This window comes from Maribacter aquimaris (assembly GCF_014596745.1).
GTDB lineage: Bacteria > Bacteroidota > Bacteroidia > Flavobacteriales > Flavobacteriaceae > Maribacter_A > Maribacter_A aquimaris.
The window spans coordinates 44,606-64,938 of sequence record NZ_JABTCF010000013.1; the positions used below are offsets into that span (position 1 = coordinate 44,606).

Consider the following 20,333-nt stretch of genomic DNA (forward strand, 5'->3'; position numbering starts at 1 on the left):
GACTTATATTTGAATTTGATTAAAAACCCCTTAATGGTTTCAAAATTACGTCTTGTTTTTTCAATATCCATATTATTTCTTTCCTTTTACGGATATGCCCAACGTGATTATTGGAAGCAGGAATCTGCCCAGACGTACTTAAAGGCATCGATTTCCAACCGGTTCAATGTTAAAAAAGCGAGCGTTTTTTCCTTTGATGATACCGTTTTCAAGCGGCAATTCAAACTCGGAAAGGAAGGTAAGACCAATACCATAACCGTAGGGTTCCCCAATGAAAAGGGTGAGCTTATCGATTACGCCATTAAGGAAACACCCGTCTTTTCCAAAGCATTGGCAGATAAATACCCGAATATAAGTTCCTACACAGGTTATAGCTTAAAAAACGATAAGGATAAGATACGGGTCAGTGTTTCGCACAAGGGCATTCAGGCCATGATCATCCATGCCGATAAAAAGGGGAACACCTATATACAAAAAACCACAGGTAATGATTATATCGTCTATTCCCGTGAAGGGATTTCCGATATGGATACCTCTTTTGTCTGTGAGACCAAGAGTTCGGTAATCCAATCCATGCCTTCGCTTACCGCAAAGCAGGTAGATGAACAGAAGCTTAGGAAGTTTAGGCTTGCGATATCCGCGACAGGTGAATATACCACTTTTCACGGGGGTACGGTGGCAGATGCATTGGCAGCCATAAATGCTACGGTAACCAGGGTCAACGAAGTATTCGAATCTGATTTAGGGGTTACTTTGGAGCTGGTTGCCGATACGGATAAGGTCATTTATACCGATGGGGATACGGATCCCTATGGGAGTGACTTGAATTCGGAAGCACAGAGCACCATCACGGATAATATTGGGGCGGCTAACTTTGATATAGGCCATTTATTCCATAAGGTCGAAAATAGTGATCAAAATGGAGGTAATGCGGGTTATATAGGGGCCGTTTGTGTAGACAATAAGAAGGCCAGTGGGTATTCTTCCAAAGAAAATCCTGAGGGCGATACGTTTGATTTGGATTTTGTTGCCCATGAGATGGGGCATCAATTCGGGGCAAACCATACATGGTCCTTTGAATCTGAAGGTACCCAGGTACAGGCAGAACCGGGAAGTGGTACGACGATTATGGGCTACGCCGGAATTTCCGGTGTGAACAATGTCGCTATGAACGGTGATGACTATTTTCATTATTACAGCATATTTCAAATCTCCGAGTATTTAGATAATGTGGATTGTGCGGAAACCATAAATATTACCAATACCCCTCCTGTAATCGTTCCCGTGGCGGATTATGTCATACCGAAGTCGACCCCATTTGTGCTGACCGGTAATGCTACGGATGCAGATCTGGGTGATGTGTTGACCTATACTTGGGAGCAAATTGATGATGGTGTGGTGACCCAATCCACTTTTGGGCCCACAAATCCGAGTGGGGCCAATTTTAGGTCGCAAAAGCCATCAACGGAGCCCACCCGATATTTTCCTAAGCTTTTAAGTGTGTTATCGGGGGATTTAACAGAAACCAATCCTACCGTGGATTCGTCATGGGAGACCTTGTCCGAAGTGGAAAGGGAAATGAATTTTGCTTTGACCGTGAGGGATAATGCCGTGGGTGGCGGTCAGGTGGTGTTTGATTTGATGAAGGTTTCCGTCGTGGATCATGCCGGTCCCTTTCGAGTGGTCTCACAAGCCACGAGTCAAATTTATACGGCGGGTACGGTGCAGAATATTGTTTGGGATGTGGCCGGGACCAATATGGCCCCAGTGAATGTGCAGTCGGTCGATATCCTTTTGTCCATTGATGGGGGACTTACCTTTACCATACCCTTGGCAGAGGATGTACCGAATGATGGGGACCATAAAGTGGTTTTGCCAGGAACACCGACAACAACAGCCCGTATTATGGTGAAGGCTAGGGATAATATATTCTTTGCTGTGAACAAAACGGATTTTACTATAGAAGAGGCTGAAATAGTCTTGAATTTTACGGAGTTGGAATATGAGGTTTGTCAACCCAATGACCTGATTACCACATTCAACTATGAGGCCTATTCAGGTTTTGATGAGGAGGTGACCTTTAGTGTGCCCAATCCGCCGTTGGGTCTTGATATTACCTTTTCACCAGAAACAACTAGTGTTGATGCCCTCGTTACCGTTACCTTTTCGAATACGGCAAGTGTGCCAGAGGCTTTGTATGACGTTGAGATTGAGGCGAGCTCCACCAGTGTGACAAAGAGTATTGTCTTGGATTTAAGGGTGTATGACGCCGTCTTTCCGGATGCTACACTGTTAGCGCCTGCCGATGGTGCAATCGACATTTCCGCCAAGACCTTTTTAGAATGGGAGGATGCGGCTTCCTACACTTCGTATGAGGTGCAGATCGCCACAGATGTATTGTTTACGGATATCATTGAGACCAGTACGGTTTTGGAGAATACCTATTCCCCCTTGAACCTGGATTATGAAACCGATTATTACTGGAGGGTAAAACCTATTAATAGTTGTGGTGAGGGTTCCTTTTCGGCGCCTTTCGGCTTTTCTACGATTGAGTATAACTGTACATCGGTGGTTGCCGCCGAGGATTTGGAGATTTCCTCCATAGATACCCCAACCGTAATCTCGAAAATCGCATTTTATGATGATATGGCCTTGGCAGATATCAATGTTCATGTAGAATTGGACCATACCTATTTGGCCGATTTGGTGGTTAAATTGATTTCCCCCGCCGGGACCTCCGTGGTTTTGCTATCGAATTCATGTGGGGACCTACAGAATATTGACGCCACTTTTGACGATGATGCCCCCAACTTTATTTGTAATGGGGATCCAGCCATTAGCGGGACAATAAAACCCATAGGGTCTTTAGGGATTTTTGAAGGGGAGTCACTTTTTGGGGAGTGGACCTTGGAAATCAATGATACGGCAGCGTCGGATGGAGGCATTTTAAAGGCTTTTTCGTTGGATGTCTGTATAGAGGGGGCTTTTAGGCCTGATGATGATCAGGACGGCGTTTTTGACGATGGTGACGATTTGTGTTTAGGAACGCCCATAGGTGCCGAAGTGGATGTAAACGGATGTCCCGTGTATCGATTTCCGTACAATAACTTTAGCGTTTCATTGCAAAGTGAGGCCTGTCGCGATAGTAACGACGGCGTCATCGCTATCGCTGCAATGGAAACCCTTGATTACGAAATTAGTGTGCGTGGTAATGGCGTGGATGTGAATGATAATTTTACCGATTCCTATACTTTGGGGAATTTAATGGCGGGTACGTATAATGTGTGTATTGGTGGAACGGACGGTTTACAGGAATATGAGGAGTATTGCTTTGAGGTGGTCATTACACAACCCGATGACCTGTTTGTGAGCTCTAAAACCTCCTATGAAAACGAATCGACGGTTTTAACCCTTCAAGGTTCTGATAACTATACTGTTGAATTGAATGGGGAGGTGGTGCAAACAAAGGCATCGGAGATAACCCTAGAATTGCAGAAAGGCAATAATTCGCTTAAGGTGTATACCGATCTACCTTGCCAGGGTGTTTATGAGGAGGCTATATTTTTGAGTGCGAAACCCGTGGTATATCCTAATCCCTTTGTGTCTTCCACTACTGTTTTTCTGGGTGCGAGTGATACGAATGTACGGGTTGCGGTATTTACGGTGGAAGGGAGATTCGTCAGGGCCGAGACATATCGATTCAACGGATCGGAATTACCTCTGGATCTGTCAACGTTGCCATCTGGGGTATATATTGTCAAATTCTCGGGTGAGCATATAAAAGGAACATCTAAAGTCATAAAACTATGAGGGTAGTTATACTGTTATTCTGTTTCTGTGGTGTCCTTCTGTTGGGGTGTAAAAAGAAAAGTACACCAAAATCCCCGGAGGCTTCTGTTTTGGTTTTCCCCGATAAAAACTCTGAATGCACTACTGGACGTGATTTGAATGAGACAACAAGCCAGGTTGAGTTTAAATGGATGGCATCGGAACATACAGAGAGTTATGAACTTCGGGTGACCAATTTAAATTCCAACATCACACAAACCACCATTACAAAGAGTACATCCGCTAAATTGCCGATTGCCAAGGGAGAGCCTTTTTCTTGGTTGGTACGGTCAAAGAACACCAATGTTACTGAAACGGCCACCAGTAGTACTTGGAATTTTTATAATGCGGGGTCCATAACGACCTATGCCCCTTTTCCGGCCCAGTTGGTCAATCCCCAGAATGGGGCTTCACTTTTCAAGGATATTAATAATGAAATAACCTTGGAGTGGACCGCCGCCGATCTTGACGATGATATTATCGGATTTGATATTTATTTCTCTACGGAAGACCCGCCTGAGATCCTGGAAGCGTCCTTGGCATCCACCAAAAGGGAAGAAACCGTCAGTGTAGGTTCCAATATCACTTATTACTGGAAAGTGGTTACAAAGGATGCGGAAGGCAACAGTTCGGATTCCGGTGTCTTTGCCTTTAAGGTGCTTTAGGTGTTGTTGAAGTGGTTCATCGTAATTTTAACTCCGGAAAGAACAAAGGAAATGATTAGTTGGGATGATTTTTCCAGCCGTTCAGGGAGCGCTTCCCTTTCTTTTTCGTTCCATTCCCCAAGTACATAGTCCACTTGTCTGCCCTTGCTGAATTCGGCACCTACACCAAAACGGAATCTGTTGTAGTTGACAGAGTTCAGATAAAGTTGGATATCCTTAAGTCCGTTATGCCCTCCGTCGCTACCTTTCGTTTTTAGGCGTATCGTACCAAACTCCAAGTTAATGTCATCGGTTACCACCAAGACATTCTCCAGGGGTATTTTTTCTTTGTCCATCCAATATTTCAAAGCTTTTCCACTTCGGTTCATATAGGTCGATGGTTTTAGGCAAAGTATATTCCTGCCTTTTACCTTGAACGATCCCACGTCACCCAATTTGACGGTTTCAAAGGTAAAATCCTTCTCCTTGGCCAATTGGTCTAAAATCTTGAATCCGATGTTGTGCCTCGTTTCGGCATATTCGCTTCCGATATTGCCGAGGCCTATGATCAAGTACTTTTTCATAGGTTCTGTTTCCTCTAAAAATGATTTTTTGTTACCAAATAGGGTCCTTAAAAACTGTATCATAACAATCTGGGAATTGTTATAAAAATACAAAAGCATCCCGAATATTCGGGATGCTTTAGACTTAAGGGTAAACCCAATTTATTCGTTGCTTTCAGCAGCTTCTGCAGCTGGGGCTTCAGCTCCTTCTTCTTCAACCTCATCCTCATCGTCAACCGTAACCGCGGTACGTGCAGTCTTAACTTGAACGACAACAGTGGTGTCGGGGTGTAAGATGGAGAATTTATCACTTTGCAATGACTCAACGGAGATGTTATCCGCGATTTTTAATTTGGATATATCAACATCAAAGAAATCAGGAAGATTGTCAGGCAATGCCTTAATCGTAAGTTTTCTTTTTCTAAAGAGCAAACGACCACCGTTTCTAACCCCTGGGGAGTTTCCTTGTAAACGTACAGGGATGTCCATGGTAACCTCTTTGTCTTTGAAAAGTTGATAAAAATCGATATGAATGATTCTATCGGTAACAGGGTGAAACTGTATGTCTTGCATAACAGCATCGATCTTGTCGCCATTGTCCAACTCAATCACAGCAGTGTGTGCATTTGGAGTGTAAACCAATTTTTTGAATGATAATTCATCCGCTGAAAAATGTAATGGTTTTTCCCCTCCGTATACTACGCAAGGAACCTTTCCAGCATTACGTAAGGCTTTCGTTGCTTTCTTGCCCACGCTTTCTCTTTCTGATCCTTTAATTGTAATTGACTTCATCGTTATATTTAAGATTAATAAAATATTCTTTTTTGTTTACATCAAGAACTTAGAGCTTATTGATGTGTTGTGGTGTACCCTATGCATAACATCCGCGAACAAATCGGCACAACTGATGACCTGTACCTTGTCGCTTTTTATTTCTATAGGAATTGAATCGGTGATGATCAACTCTTTCAATTGTGATTTTTCTATTTTTTCGTAGGCATTGCCCGATAATAGTCCGTGGGTGGTAATGGCCCTTACACTAAGAGCGCCACGCTCCATCATCAAATCTGCCGCTCTTGCCAAGGTTCCGGCCGTATCTACCATATCATCTACCAAAACCACGTTTTTACCTTTAACGTCCCCGATAAGCTCCATATGGGAAATGATATTGGCCTTGGCCCTTTGTTTGTAACAGATGACCACATCGCAATCCAAGGCTTTTGAATAGGCATAGGCCCTTTTGGAGCCTCCCATATCCGGGGAAGCAATGGTCAAATTATCGAGGTTCAGTTTTTTCAAATAAGGCAAGAAAAGGGTAGAGGCGAATAAATGGTCTACCGGTTTCTCGAAAAAGCCTTGGATTTGATCGGCATGAAGATCCATGGTTATAATACGGGTCGCTCCTGCCGTTTCAAGCATTTTGGCAATCAATTTGGCCGCAATGGGAACCCTAGGTTTGTCTTTTCTATCTTGTCGTGCCCATCCGAAATAGGGCATTACAGCGGTAATATGTCGCGCCGAGGCACGTTTGGCGGCATCGAGCATCAACAACATTTCCATCAGGTTATCAGAACCCGGATTGGTTGATCCGATAATGAAGATACGGGCTCCACGAACGGATTCCTCGAAAGAGGGTTGAAATTCGCCATCGCTATATTTGGAAAACTGTACCTTACCTAAATGGGTACCATAGGACTTTGCAATTTTTTCCGCAAGTTTTGTACTCTGTGTACAAGCAAAAATCTTAGGTTCAGGTCTTTGGTAAGCCATGTTTAACGCGTTGTTTTTCAAATTATTAAACTCCTTTTGGTCGAAGGAGGTGCAAATTTAGAAATTTATTTGGGTTGCTAAAGGATAAATCTTGTTATTTTTTGTTCTTGAAAAGAAAAATTTTTATAGTTTTGCAGTCCTATTAAAATGCTCGAGTGGCGGAACTGGTAGACGCGCTGGATTCAAAATCCAGTTCCTTTGGAGTGCGGGTTCGATTCCCGCCTCGAGTACAGAAGAAAACCTCAACACACTATTAAGGTGAAAGTTGAGGTTTTTTTGTGAAGGATAATCTTGTTCGGGTTCCCCCGAAGTGTCGGGGCCGCCTCGAGTACAGAAGAAAACCTCAACACACTATAAAGGTGAAAGTTGAGGTTTTTTTGTGAAGGATAATCTTGTGCGGGTTCCCCCGAAGTGTCGGGGCCGCCTCGAGTACGAAAGAAAACCTCAATACACTATTAAGGTGAAAGTTGAGGTTTTTTTGTGTAGGATAATCTTGTGCGGGTTCCCCCGAAGTGTCGGGGCCGCCTCGAGTACAGAAGAAAACCTCAACACACTATTAAGGTGAAAGTTGAGGTTTTTTTGTGCAAGATAATCTTGTGCGGGTTCCCCCGAAGTGTCGGGGCCGCCTCGAGTACAGAAGAAAACCTCAACACACTATTAAGGTGAAAGTTGAGGTTTTTTTGTGCAAGATAATCTTGTTTGGGTTCCCCCGAAGTGTCGGGGCCGCCTCGAGTACAGATACAACCGTAAAGATTTGTTTTTAAGTGTTTACCGTATTTTTATGGCCTTTTTGAACTATTTTTTTAGAAAAAAACCATACTGTAAACGAAAAAGAACCTTTCGGCATTGCACCTTGGGAGAATTGGAGCTTACAGTTGGCGTTGGTTTTTATAATGTCCTAAAGAGATCATTATTAAATTCACGAAATTTCCAAATTATCGATGATGTTAAGAAATTTCTCCTCCGTTATAGGTTTGACCAGATAATTTGAAACTTCCTCAATTTGTTTAGAAGCTATTAGGTCGTCTGGGTTTATCGATGAACTAAAAATATAAATGGGTATATTTTTTTTGATTTTGGTTTTCAATAATTTGAACATATCCAAAAATTGCCATCCATCTATGATCGGCATATTCAAGTCCAGGAAAATTATGTCAGGCAGGTTGTGGGGATACCCTAGGTTTTCTTCAAAAAAGTTGATGGCCTTTTCCCCGTTAGAGTACGTCTGTATGTTTTTAGTTCTGTTTGTAGCATTTATGATCCGCTTTGATGCGAATCGATAAATATCATCATCGTCGATAATGGCTATGGTTTCGATCATATTCATTTTAAAATATTATTTCAAAGGTAGCTCCTTTATTTACTTCGCTTTGCACGGTGATTTCCCCACCCATCGCCTCAACTTGTGCTTTGGTTATAAAGAGTCCAACCCCCTTTGCTTCCGGATGTTTATGAAACGTCTTGTGTAATCCAAATAGTTTATGTCCATGTAATTCCAGGTTGATGCCTAGACCATTATCGACAACCGAAAGTTCAATTTTATCGCTGAGGTTTTTGGATTTAAAGTGAATTTCCGGAGCTCTGTCTTTTGACCTATATTTTAATGCATTACTTAAAAGATTGTGCATAATGCTCTCTAGGTACATAGAGGAATACTCTATGGTTGGAGCCTCAGAAAAATCCGATGTTACAACTGCACCGGACTCAATTATCTGACCCTGGAAGTTTTCTTTTAATTTTGAAAATATATCCTCAAAAACCAATATGGTCTTTTCCTTTTTGGAACTATGCCTTATGGTAACCACTTGCATCAGGTCTTCCAGGGTATAGGAAAGGTTATCAACTGTATTATGGAAATAATCCATCAACTGATCTTTTCCTTCAATTGATTCTTCTTCCCTATAGAAACCCAATAGTGATTTGAGATTACCCAAAGGACCCCTAAGATTGTGTGATATGATATAGGAAAAATCCTCTAATTGCTTATTTTGGGTTGTTAGATACTTGGTCCGCTCCCTTACTTTCGACTCTAAATTAATATTGTCTTTTTTTATTTTGTGTTGGGCCGCCTTTCTTTCATTGTCGATCTTGTTGAGCAATTCTTTTGTAGACCATAGCGCGTACAGCAAGATCAAGGTAAAACAGGTAGAGAATAAGGCTATTCCGAAATCGACCGTGATTATCGCTAATCTTGATAAGATTAGTTGGATAAAACCGAGTACTAAAATTGCAGGCAGAATTTTTCGGAATAAATTCAAGGCCATAACATTTCCGATCTGTTTTCCGGTAAACATCCCGGTTATCCCCAATTTTGGATTGAACATGGTCGTAGAGACGGACATGATAAAAAGTGTAACCGAGGTATGTAGTGCCATTGAAGTAAAGAATGACAACTTGTATAAGGAAGGTACATTGAATAGATACCCTATGATTGCAACAAACGAAAGAAACGAAATTAGGTGTAATCCGTATTGCGATATTTCTCTATTTCCTACCCTGTTGGATCGAATAAGAAAGAAAACCAATCCGAATAAAATGAAACAAAAGGAAGTTATAGGGGATGGTCTTCCCGGTGCCGTATCATCACGGAGTAACGCTACCTCATCATTAATAAAAAACTGATCGATCCCAAGGTCAATGATCAAGATGTCCTGTGTTAAGGAGATAAATGCAAAAACAGCTAAAAGGATTGAAAAAAACCTTATCGTTTTATAAGATTTGTATTGAATCAAAGAAATTGTAATCCCGCCGGAAAGTATAAAGAACAAGGCGGTGTTGAACTTCATGGAAACATAACCGGGAATAATGGTCATGAGAACTTCAATATCAAATGCCCATCCTAAGAGAACGACCAATCCAAGTAGGATTGCAATTAGTCCCACCCAAAATTGAATGGTGTAATCCTTAAGTTTGTTTACGGTTTTGATCAATGATGGTTATTTGGGTTGAACTATCTGGTGTTGGATTTTAAAAACATCGGATGTTTATTTCCCAGTGTTCTTTAAGTCATTTTCTTAAGAACGGTTCTGTATGGATTAAATTGTAGGAATATTCATATAATCTGTTTCTAACCAACTGCATCGGAAACAATTATTACTATTAGGGTTGTGCCTGTTTTGAATGAAAGGGTACAATTAAACAGTTTCCATATGAAAACCAAAGGGGGTGTTCTTATTTTGTAGGAAAAATAGAATACTCCCCCTTCGTAGGTGTAAAAAACGCACCAAAAAAGATAGGGAAGCCATACCCCGTTGTGTTTTAAGCTTGGAACTTTGTGGGATAATGAACTAACCTATCGCTGCAGTTGATGCACATTGCCTTTTTCCAGTCAAGGTTATCATTTATACGATTAAACCATATCGCATTTTGGCAGAACCTCAATAAGTATGGTATTTCGTTTTACGCTTAAAAACAAAAAATACTGACCACAAGAACCTGTAGTGTCTGATACAAAGACTATTACAATTGCCCTAATTCTTATCGAAGCTGACCTGCACGCTAAAAGTACGGATAATCGTTACCTTAAGGGGTATCTTAAAACCCCAACACACTGTTAATGCGGTAGTTGGGTTTTTTTGTTTGATTTTTCCCCAAGATACCTTCTTATGAAAACAATAGGACAATTGTTTCCTTAAAAGTCTGTAGCCCAAAGGTGTAGAATTTCCTTCGGGTGGGATTTTTAACTGGAAATTCCTGAAATCCATTATCTTTAGTGAACAGGTGGATGTTTTCCGTTGGAAAAGTCAGCAACGGGACCGTAAACAAAACCGTTGGGAAGAACCATTTAAAAGTTGAATATGATTGATAAACTTGGAAAAAAACTAACGAATCTATTTTTAAAATATATACCCAACGCATTTGTTTTTGCAATACTCTTAACCTTTATAACCGCTCTAGGGGCTTTACTTTGGTTAGACACCACCCCAATGAAAATCATAACCGCATGGTATGATGGATTTTTTGATTTATTGGGGTTTGCGATGCAAATGGTCTTGATTATCATTACGGGATTCAGCATCGCATTGTCGCCTATAATCAAAAGCGGGATAGATTCCATTGCGCGACATATCAATTCCCCAAAACAGGTATACTTTTTAGTTGTCTTGATCGGTTTATTATTAACCCTTGTAAGTTTTGGATGGGTCGTTATTACCTGTGTTTTAGCAAGGGAATTGGCACTACGGGTTAAAGGGGTTAACTATCCTTTTTTGATTGCGTGTGTTTACATTTCAGCTGGGGGCTGGGTTTCAGGATTATCAAGTTCGATCCCCCTACTTTTAAATACGGAAAATAATTTTTTGATTACATCCGGGATATTGTCGGAAGTTATCCCAACCTCCTATACCTTGGGGTCAATCTTAAATATCACTATGATTGTTACCCTGCTTATTGCAACACCGTTGATTTTACTTTTTCTACGACCTAGGGACGCACAGAATAAGGAAATAACCGATTTGATGACCGTTAAGGATACTTCGAATAACCAAACTATAAAGGAAGAGGCTTTAAGTTTAAGATTGCCATTTAAATCTTATTCCGACAAGTTGAACAATAGCGTAATCCTTCAGATGATCATTGTTGTAATGGGCTTTGTCTATATCTTTTATCACTTTATGACAAAAGGATTTGATTTGAATCTTAATATCATGATTTTCATATTCCTTATTCTTGGTTTACTTCTGCATCAAACACCGATGCGTTATGTCATTGCGATGAAACAGGCAAGTAGTAATATTTCCGGAATATTGTTTCAGTATCCTTTTTATGCCGGTATTATGGGTATTATGTTATATACGGGGTTGGGAGAAGAACTTGGACAACTATTGGCAGCGCAGGCGAGTGTGGATTCTTATCCTTTTTTCGCTTATTTAACTGGAGGTATCGTCAATTTCGCAATTCCATCGGCTGGAGGTGAATTTGCCGTGGTTGGCCCAAGTATGATCAATGCGGTAAAAGAAATAGGTGCAGGATTGCCTGCAGATGAAATTACTGCAATGATTGCAAGAGCCTCCTTGTCTGTGGCGTATGGGGAAAGCTTAAGTAATATGTTACAGCCTTTTTTCTTGTTGCTTGTATTGCCAATAATGGCGAAAGGCATTAAAATACAGGCACGTGATATTATGGGCTATTTGGTTTTACCGTTTCTCATCCTTTTTGGTATTCAATCTATTTTGGTTACTTTCTGTCCGATATAAAAATCCCATTGTCAAACCCCTTTTAAAAAAAATAGGCAATACCAACGAAAGCACTACAATGTATCCTATGAAAAGTACGGGTGTAGTTTTCTGACGTCAAATAAGAATCCTTTCAAAGGGTTCTATTCCGTTACTTTCCACAAGGTAATTCGCTATAGCTATGTATTACGTTATCCCATGGGCAATTGCCAGGGAACGGATTAGAAGTTGTTCTCAACTTCAGCAGCTTCCAACATCAAATAATGCAAGTCGGTGTTTTTAATAAAAGGCTTCAATAGATCACTTCCCGGACCGAACATCGCAAGCTCCACATAATCGCCCGAATGGTTCATACTGATCCACCCAACGGAATTGTGTTGTTTCTGAATCTGGGCCAATTCATGAAAAGGCAGCTGTTTGGGGTTGTACAATCCTTTTTCGGTATTTATGTCGTTGTAGTAACTTAAAAGCACATTGGCTTCTTCCTTTGTAATGTTGATATTGTTTGCGTATTCGATTCTTTCCTTTAATTGGGAAATTGACGTTTCTTTTCCAAGACCATTCAAAATCCATTCATTGGTGTGTTTGTATTGTTGGATGCTGTCAAATTTTTTATTGGCCTCTTTATCATAAATGACTCCAGGGTTTGCATTACCGTGGTCCGTTGTAATGATCACCAGTGTGTTTTCATCCTTTTCAGCAAAATCTATCGCCACTTTCACGGCTTCGTCATGTGCCGTTTGGTCGTATATTAAACCGGCAATATCATTACCGTGGGCGGCCCAATCCACTTTACCCGCTTCTACTTGTAACACAAAACCTTCTTCATGGTTTTTCATGCGGTCAATCGCTTTTTGTGTCATTTCAGCCAACGTGGGGATTTTTTGGGCGAGTTCCTTATTGTTGTTTCTGTCCACGGTATAAGGCAAGCCATCATTGTAAAAAACACCTAAAATGGGTTTGTCCGTAGTTGCTTTTAGCATCTCGTCCCTGCTTTTGACCACTTGATAGCCTTCAGCCTCGAATTTTTGGTACATATCTACCTTGTCCTTGCGATATTTTTCGGAAAAATAATTATTCCCCCCACCCATCATAACATCAAATTTCAGCTTTAAATACTTTTCGGCAATGCCCGCTTGGTCATTTCTACTTTTACTGTTCACACAAAATCCGGCAGGTGTTGCGTGTGTTATGGGTACGGTGGTCACACACCCCGCCATTTTGCCGACCTTTTTGAATTTTTGCCATATCGGAAGGTATGCTTCGCCCTTGGTTCCTATATTCAACCCTCCATTGTTTATTCTAAAACCACTTCCCCAAGAAGAACTTGCGGCAGCGGAATCCGTAACAATCGAACTTGCGGAAGCCATATCCATTAAGGCCCTATTGACCCTGTTGTCCTTATACAACTGAAGCCAGTTACTTCCCCTTCCCGTTTTTCTTGAAAGGTATAAATCGGCCATGTTCAAAGTTCCGGTACTCATACCGTCACTCACCAGGATGATTATATTCTTTGCTTTTTTATTTCTGTTTATCGCATCAGGCGCTAAGGTTGTTGCCTTTAGATCGAAAGGACTCAATAAGGTGGAGCCAAGTGCAAAAAGAGATCCGTTTCTGAAAAATTTTCTTCTATTCATAAAATATTATTTTACATAAAAAAAACAGCCTTAAATACACCCCAGTTACAATGGATCCATACATTAAATCTATAAGATAAGCCACTAAATGGTTTCGCGGCCTATCAAAAATCCCATTAATTCTCTACCATCGATATGGATATAAGGAATATTCAAAACAGTTGGATTTGGAAAAGGTGGAACAACTTGGAAATCAGGAATACGGTAACAAAGGTGCTAAAAATGCATAACTCAATCAACCAGAAGGGAAGATCCTTGAAGTTTGTTTGTAGGCAATGATATGCTTTGACCATATTACTTTGTTTAATCCAGGAAATTAAACCTATACAATAACCAAAAACACAATCAAAAATGGTTGTGATCAATCCTTAATCGGATTGATATCATAAAGGTACAAAAACGTGTTTGATCCAAGTGCAAATATCAATTATAATAGGGGGGGATTTTGGGCAGTTTATTCCCATAGTGGTACTACCTGTCTATTTTTTTTAACGTGACAGGGTTAACCATGGTAGCCCATGTATATGGTTGTTGGCCGATGTTCAAATAAACAATGGGTTCAAAGAATAAAATAAATACCAATATGTCGTCAAATAGTTGGTGTGTTCTATTTTCTTAATCCAACAATTCGGGAGTACCAAGGATGAGTTCTATTTTCTTGATAATGACGGTAATTTGACTCATTTGGGTTTCTATATTCCTGAAATAGAGACTAATATCCCTGTTGACCCAGCTTTCGGAAATAACCCTTGCACCTAGGCTGATTCTTAAAACAGCACTTTCGATATCATTGCCATATTTTACATTGACCGCTTGTCCTATATGGCATTTTTGGGCAGCAAGTCTAATTGTTTCCAAAGAGGAACCCTGATAATGGTCAGATAGGTCAGAATTCAACAAGGTGTAGAGTTTTTTGACTTTATCAATAGGTAATGCCTCATTGTCTTTCAGGATAAAGAAAGGGAAAATAGTACGTATATTCCGAATTCCGAATTCCTTACTGTTATAACTATTCGTTTTTGTTTCGTCCCCATATATCGGTTCTAAAAAACTAGCGTCTTTTATGGAATCCTCAACAAAATTGCAAAACATCTCAATACCCATGTTCCTATATAGGATAGGTGTTCTGTAATATCTGTCCATTTCGACCATGGCAGCGTTCCAGCGCATATAGGAACCGTAATTATACCCGCCGGGCAGATCCTTTGAACAGAACCACGATGTTGGCCAATCGGAATGATTGTAATATTTGGTTAAACCTTCTGGAAGTTTGTTTTTTACGGAATGGATTGATTCACCAACACTTTTGGGCAGGATCAAGGCGCCTGAATAAGGAGGGCCGGTAAAATATTTACTTCCTGTTATGGTAACAATGTAGCCTTTGTTTAGATAATTTTTAATGTCTTTGGGGTCCAGCCTAAGTTGCGAGCCATCCACGATTATTTGCATTGACAATTTATCGAGGGTGTTCAGTCGCTGAATGAGTTCGTCACTAGGGGACTGGTAACCCAATTTCGATTGATCCATAGTATGCAATACGACATGCCTACCCAGTGCATTGGTTTTGGAAATGGCATTGAAAACCTCATCGTCTAATTGTTTGGTCGATTTTAACGCACCTTTTTCATCCCTAAAAGTAATTTTGATTACATCAACATCCCTAAAACCTTCGATTTTATCGCCTTTCTTAACCGGATGGTTCAAAGCGGTGGTATTCTCAAAATGACATCCTTTTAATGCTGCAGGTACACCACTGCCCGTTTCATCCGAAGCCACTAAGACATGGGTAATGTCATTCTGGGAAACAATTTGGGTAATGGCCGCTATCTGCAATGCGGAATCGGTGCCCGACGGTGAAAAAATGATTTCACATCCATCATATAACTTAAATACTTTTCTAAGATTGTTTTTCAATAATTCGGAAAACTCAATAGTGGTCTTTTCAAAACCATTTTTCAGGCTATTCCTAATGAGTATACTTCTGACTTTATCCGTTTTATCAAAAGCATAATTCGAAACGCTGGTTGCTGTAGAAGAGGCAAAAGTAAATGCTTCGGGCCTAGGAAAAGGTCGGCACCCATATTTGTTCAACAAATCTATTTCGTCTATGTTCAAGCGAAGATCACCCCCGTCCATCAATAAATACTCAGTGGGTTTTGCCAGATTTTCAATTATGGGTTTCCAAGATTCCTTAAATTCCTTGTTCGTGTTCTTTAATCCATGAAAAGCCTGTAATGCCTCATTCTTCAATATTGATTCGGCATTGTGGACTTCTTCACTTTTAATCAGATCGATTAAAAAATAATCAAGGGATTTTAATTTCTCCTTATCATCCTTAGGTAATAGCTTGTAGAATATCTTAGTGACCTCAATCGCAGCCATATCACATAAAACGGTATCCTGTTTTTCGCCACTCAAAGCCTTGTACCAAAGTTGCCATTCAATACCATATCTTAAATATATCAAGGCCAAAACGGGTTGTTCTAAAAACACCGAACCAATGACAATCGATTTATTGGGTACGATCTTAAAGACATTGGGCTCACTGTTAGAGGTAATGATGTTGATGTTGTTTATCTTCGGTACCGTATTGAATCTTTTTAAAACGCGAACCAGGTAATTCACATTTTCCTTTTCAAATAAACTTGTTCTTTTATATTGATTTTCAATAAGTATATTATTTGTCATAGGTGTTTTAATTTAAAACGTTCATTAGAACGAAGTTCGCATTCGGGAATATTTTCCCAACCATCCGGATTTTGTATTTCTTCTGTTCCCAAACTTCGAAAAGAACGCCTTTATGGCTATTAAGGGGGATTCCAAGATATCAACCATTTCTATATGGATAGCATTGTTTTCAAGCATTGGATTTTTCGCCGATAAAGGTCTTAATATATTCGGACAATTAGGTGATTTAGTGGCAAATAATACAAATTATCCATAAAAGGTTCTACCATTATTTCGTCTCCATTTGTTTTGAGCAAGTGATATCATAGTGTAATGTATGAAAATCGGGGTAAAATTGCCAATTGAAACAACCACAAAGGGAAATTCCCGGCATAACTTCCTTTTACCCAATTTCAGCACTGCAAAAAAAAACATTTATGGGCAAGTTTGAAATAGTTTTAACGAAATCATAAGTATCCAGGCGCAATAATATAGTTGCGGGAGTATGTAATCAGGATAATTGTGCCCCTTAGATTCGGAAGTTTCATTATGGGATTGGCTTGCTGGGATACCCAGACGATTTGTAGTAAACCAATGTACATTCATCCAAGGCGTTAAAAATTCGGTGGCATGACCTAGGTCATAATCATTGGTGGGGAATCTCCTGAACTTTGGGGTTGGAAATTTTAGTCGTGAAAGATCTTTTAAAATATAAGGCAATGAAAAATTATATTCGACATTTTAATGAAATAAACATTAACGATGTTCCTATCGTAGGAGGGAAAAATGCTTCATTGGGAGAAATGTTCCAAAATTTGACATCAAAAGGGGTACAGGTTCCCGACGGTTTTGCAACCACTTCCGAGGCCTATTGGCATTTTCTGCAGGAAGTTCATATAAAGGATGAAATTTTTAGTCAATTGGAAAAATTGGATACCAAAGCATTCTCCAATTTAAAGGAAATAGGCACCTCCGTTCGGAAGGCCATTCTGGATACCGAACTTCCGGATGATCTTAAGGATGCCATTGGGGAAGGGTACGATACCTTATCGAAAAAATACAAGGGTGATATTTCTTTGGCTGTGCGAAGCAGTGCTACGGCCGAGGATTTGCCCAACGCTAGTTTTGCAGGCCAGCAAGAGAGCTATTTAAACGTTAGGGGAAAAGAAGAACTTATTGACGCCTGCAAAAAATGTTACGCATCACTTTTTACCGACCGAGCCATTAAATACAGGGAGGACAATGGTTTTGACCATACAAAAGTAGCTCTGTCGATCGGTATCCAAAGGATGGTACGATCCGATTTGGCGGCTTCCGGGGTGAACTTTACCCTCGATCCCGATACTGGTTTTGATCAGGTGGTAATGGTTTCCAGTATTTATGGCCTTGGTGAGAATATAGTGAAGGGCACGGTTAATCCCGATGATTATTTCGTCTTTAAGCCCAGTTTGGGAAATGGCGTTCCCCAACCCATTATTTCCAGAAATTTAGGCAGCAAGGAAAAAACCATGGTCTACGATACATCGGGTAGCGGCACGGTAAACCTTGATACCCCCTTAGGGAAACAGGAGCAATTTGTACTAACCGATGCCGAAGTGATACAACTCGCCCAATGGTCATTGATCATTGAGGAGCACTACAAACGCCCTATGGACATCGAATGGGCCAAGGATGGTAAGACGAACGAACTATTTATCGTTCAAGCAAGACCCGAAACCGTGCAAAGTGCAAAAAAGGACAAATTAAAAATCAGTACCTATACGTTGTTGGATAAAGGAAAGGAAATTACCAGGGGTATGGCGTTGGGTAATAAAATATCCTCAGGGAAAGCTAGGATACTTCATAGTCCGGAAGAATCGGATAAACTTCAACAAGGGGAAATACTGGTTACGGAACGAACCAATCCCGATTGGGACCCCATTCTCAAAAAAGCAGCTGGAATCATTACGGATCAAGGGGGGCGTACCAGCCATGCTGCCATTGTTGCCCGTGAAGTGGGTGCTGCGGCAATAATAGGAACGAACAATGCGACAAAACGGATTAAGGATGGACAGGAAATCACCATTTCCTGTGCTGAGGGGGATACCGGTATTGTCTATGACGGTCGTTTGAAATGGGATGAAAAGGTCGTGGATATCGCAGCCTTGGGTAAACCACATACCGAGCCGATGTTGATTCTTGCCGACCCGGACCAGGCCTTCAAATTTTCATTCTATCCTGCGGAAGGGGTTGGGTTGATGCGGTTGGAGTTTGTTATCAATAATTCCATTCAGATCCACCCTATGGCTTTGAAGCATTTTGATCAGCTAAAGGATACTGCCGTAAAGGATAAAATTCAAAAACTGACGCATCACTATCCTGATAAGTCCGATTATTTTGTACATAAACTGGCAGAGGGCATCGCCACGATTGCGGCCGCCTTTTACCCTAAGGATGTTATCGTTCGTACCAGCGATTTCAAATCGAATGAATATGCCAACCTTATAGGGGGCACGGAGTTCGAACCCAAGGAATCAAACCCTATGCTTGGTTTTAGGGGTGCGTCGCGATACTATAGTCCCAAGTACCAGGAGGCTTTTGAATTGGAGTGCAAAGCACTGAAAATGGTTCGGGAAGATATGGGATTGGATAACGTAAAAATTATGATTCCCTTCTGCCGAACACTGAAAGAAGCTGCAAAAGTTGTAGGAGTTCTCGAAGAAAATGGTTTGAAAAGGGGCGAAAAAGGGCTTCAACTGTATATGATGACCGAAATACCCAATAATATCATCTTGGCTGAACAATTCGCCGAATTCTTTGATGGATTCTCAATTGGCTCCAACGATCTTACACAATTGACCTTAGGTGTAGATAGGGACTCTGAATTGCTAAGCGATATCTTCGATATTAATGACCCTGGGGTCAAACAAATGATCGCAATGGTCATTGCATCGGCCCATAAGACCCACACCAAGATAGGGCTTTGTGGACAGGCACCCAGTGACTATCCCGAATTTGCCCAATTTCTCGTGGAAAAGGGTATCAATTCGATTTCCTTTAATCCTGATGCGTTGATTTCGGGAATAGAGAACATCAATAAGGCAGAGAAAACCGAAATACATTTTGGGATGGCCGAAAGTGGAAATTGAAAAGGAATGCCTATTACGGAAAGGCAGTAATATGCAATGAACGCAATGGGCATAAGGTGGTAAAGCCATCTTCATATTTACGGAAATAATGTTTCGATTGAAATCCTGGATCATATGGAAGAAGGAGATACATTAGGGAATAAAACAAAACAAAAATGGGAAAATTAATATTGGTCAGGCATGGCAAGAGTTTATGGAACGTAAAAAACGTATTCACGGGATGGACGGATGTAGACCTTGCCCCCGAAGGGATCGAGGAGGCAAAAAAAGCTGGGAAGCTCATCAAATCGAACCTTATCGATGTTGATATTTGTTTTTCCTCCTACCTGAAACGGGCCATCCGTACCGCTTGGATCATATTGGAGACTGCGGATATGATGCATGTTGATAGTCATTATAGTTGGAAATTAAACGAGAGGCATTATGGGGATTGGCAAGGTAAGAACAAAGATGAGGTGCTCAGGGAAATAGGGGAGGAACGCTTTTTAAGTGTACGAAGGGGTTACGATACCCCACCCCCTAGCTTATCCGAAGAGGATAAACGTAATCCCCGATTCGATTCGAATTACAGATTACTGAACCCTTCTGTTTTACCGTTGGGTGAATCATTGAAGGATACCTCAAAAAGGGTCGTTAATTATTTTTTCGAAGCCATTGCCCCAGAACTGGCGAAGGGAAAAACCGTACTTGTTTCGGCACATGGCAATTCATTGCGGGCATTGATCGAATATTTAGAGCATATATCCTCAGAAGATATAGCAAAGGTCGAGGTCGCTACAGGCGTACCACATCTCTATGAATTTGACGGCAAGTTGAATGTCATTGATAATTACCAATTGGAATAGATAAAGCATGGAATGTAATCTTGACGAAGGATGATACGGACAAGATCTACTATGGGATATAAAAACTATACTAATAA

12 protein-coding genes and 1 tRNA gene are annotated in these 20,333 nt (G+C 40.7%); 6 read left to right on the top strand and 7 right to left on the bottom strand.

Annotated elements, in window-relative coordinates:
- Positions 1–33 precede the first annotated feature (33 nt).
- Together HPE56_RS17315 and HPE56_RS17320 are read left to right on the top strand one after the other, a co-directional pair.
- Positions 34–3,810 (top strand): reprolysin-like metallopeptidase, encoded by a 3,777-nt coding sequence (locus tag HPE56_RS17315; protein WP_188245015.1) that lies wholly within the window; start codon positions 34–36, stop codon positions 3,808–3,810.
- On the top strand, positions 3,807–4,493 hold the full coding sequence (locus HPE56_RS17320; protein ID WP_188245016.1) for a hypothetical protein: 687 nt from the start codon (positions 3,807–3,809) through the stop codon (positions 4,491–4,493). The genes HPE56_RS17315 and HPE56_RS17320 overlap by 4 nt, the downstream gene beginning before the upstream one ends.
- On the opposite strand, the gene pth is transcribed toward HPE56_RS17320, so the two are convergent.
- The 3 genes from pth to HPE56_RS17335 all read right to left on the bottom strand — a co-directional run bounded on the left by pth (position 4,490) and on the right by HPE56_RS17335 (position 6,805).
- Complete coding sequence (gene pth / locus HPE56_RS17325; protein WP_188245017.1) at positions 4,490–5,119, bottom strand: aminoacyl-tRNA hydrolase; 630 nt, start codon at positions 5,117–5,119, stop codon at positions 4,490–4,492. The genes HPE56_RS17320 and pth overlap by 4 nt on opposite strands.
- A 78-nt stretch (positions 5,120–5,197) precedes the next feature.
- Positions 5,198–5,827: a 50S ribosomal protein L25/general stress protein Ctc gene (locus HPE56_RS17330; protein ID WP_188245018.1), complete on the bottom strand. Its 630-nt coding sequence runs from the start codon at positions 5,825–5,827 to the stop codon at positions 5,198–5,200.
- Positions 5,828–5,863: 36 nt separating this feature from the next.
- The gene (locus HPE56_RS17335; protein WP_188245019.1) at positions 5,864–6,805 is read right to left on the bottom strand and encodes a ribose-phosphate pyrophosphokinase; all 942 of its coding nucleotides are present in this window, start codon (positions 6,803–6,805) and stop codon (positions 5,864–5,866) included.
- A 149-nt stretch (positions 6,806–6,954) separates the two neighbouring features.
- On the opposite strand from HPE56_RS17335, the gene HPE56_RS17340 reads away from it, so the two are divergent.
- Positions 6,955–7,035 (top strand) — tRNA-Leu (locus HPE56_RS17340).
- A 689-nt stretch (positions 7,036–7,724) separates the two neighbouring features.
- Here the strand turns inward: HPE56_RS17340 and HPE56_RS17345 are convergent.
- Both HPE56_RS17345 and HPE56_RS17350 read right to left on the bottom strand, forming a co-directional pair.
- Complete coding sequence (locus HPE56_RS17345; protein WP_188245020.1) at positions 7,725–8,132, bottom strand: response regulator; 408 nt, start codon at positions 8,130–8,132, stop codon at positions 7,725–7,727.
- Between the two features lies 1 nt (position 8,133).
- Positions 8,134–9,735, bottom strand: a complete 1,602-nt coding sequence (locus tag HPE56_RS17350) for a sensor histidine kinase (RefSeq protein ID WP_188245021.1) — start codon at positions 9,733–9,735, stop codon at positions 8,134–8,136.
- Positions 9,736–10,602: 867 nt separating this feature from the next.
- Here HPE56_RS17350 and HPE56_RS17355 point away from each other — a divergent pair.
- Complete coding sequence (locus HPE56_RS17355) at positions 10,603–12,000, top strand: short-chain fatty acid transporter (RefSeq protein ID WP_188245022.1); 1,398 nt, start codon at positions 10,603–10,605, stop codon at positions 11,998–12,000.
- A 200-nt stretch (positions 12,001–12,200) separates the two neighbouring features.
- Here the strand turns inward: HPE56_RS17355 and HPE56_RS17360 are convergent, their stop codons facing one another.
- Positions 12,201–13,616 (bottom strand): alkaline phosphatase, encoded by a 1,416-nt coding sequence (locus HPE56_RS17360; protein ID WP_188245023.1) that lies wholly within the window; start codon positions 13,614–13,616, stop codon positions 12,201–12,203.
- Positions 13,617–14,231: 615 nt separating this feature from the next.
- Complete coding sequence (locus HPE56_RS17365) at positions 14,232–16,304, bottom strand: hypothetical protein (RefSeq protein ID WP_188245024.1); 2,073 nt, start codon at positions 16,302–16,304, stop codon at positions 14,232–14,234.
- 698 nt (positions 16,305–17,002) lie between these two features.
- Here HPE56_RS17365 and ppsA point away from each other — a divergent pair.
- Positions 17,003–19,411 (top strand): phosphoenolpyruvate synthase, encoded by a 2,409-nt coding sequence (gene ppsA, locus HPE56_RS17370; RefSeq protein WP_188245025.1) that lies wholly within the window; start codon positions 17,003–17,005, stop codon positions 19,409–19,411.
- Between the two features lie 155 nt (positions 19,412–19,566).
- Complete coding sequence (locus HPE56_RS17375; RefSeq protein ID WP_188245026.1) at positions 19,567–20,256, top strand: 2,3-bisphosphoglycerate-dependent phosphoglycerate mutase; 690 nt, start codon at positions 19,567–19,569, stop codon at positions 20,254–20,256.
- Positions 20,257–20,333: the final 77 nt, after the last annotated feature.

Bases quoted from the DNA above. Each gene is read 5' to 3' on its own strand.
- HPE56_RS17345 (WP_188245020.1), bottom strand. From the start codon at position 8,132: ATGAATATGATCGAAACCATAGCCATTATCGACGATGATGATATTTAT.
- HPE56_RS17375 (WP_188245026.1), top strand. From the start codon at position 19,567: ATGGGAAAATTAATATTGGTCAGGCATGGCAAGAGTTTATGGAACGTA.
- HPE56_RS17355 (WP_188245022.1), top strand. From the start codon at position 10,603: ATGATTGATAAACTTGGAAAAAAACTAACGAATCTATTTTTAAAATAT.
- HPE56_RS17360 (WP_188245023.1), bottom strand. From the start codon at position 13,616: ATGAATAGAAGAAAATTTTTCAGAAACGGATCTCTTTTTGCACTTGGC.
- HPE56_RS17320 (WP_188245016.1), top strand. From the start codon at position 3,807: ATGAGGGTAGTTATACTGTTATTCTGTTTCTGTGGTGTCCTTCTGTTG.
- HPE56_RS17335 (WP_188245019.1), bottom strand. From the start codon at position 6,805: ATGGCTTACCAAAGACCTGAACCTAAGATTTTTGCTTGTACACAGAGT.
- ppsA (WP_188245025.1), top strand. From the start codon at position 17,003: ATGAAAAATTATATTCGACATTTTAATGAAATAAACATTAACGATGTT.
- HPE56_RS17365 (WP_188245024.1), bottom strand. From the start codon at position 16,304: ATGACAAATAATATACTTATTGAAAATCAATATAAAAGAACAAGTTTA.
- pth (WP_188245017.1), bottom strand. From the start codon at position 5,119: ATGATACAGTTTTTAAGGACCCTATTTGGTAACAAAAAATCATTTTTA.
- HPE56_RS17315 (WP_188245015.1), top strand. From the start codon at position 34: ATGGTTTCAAAATTACGTCTTGTTTTTTCAATATCCATATTATTTCTT.
- HPE56_RS17330 (WP_188245018.1), bottom strand. From the start codon at position 5,827: ATGAAGTCAATTACAATTAAAGGATCAGAAAGAGAAAGCGTGGGCAAG.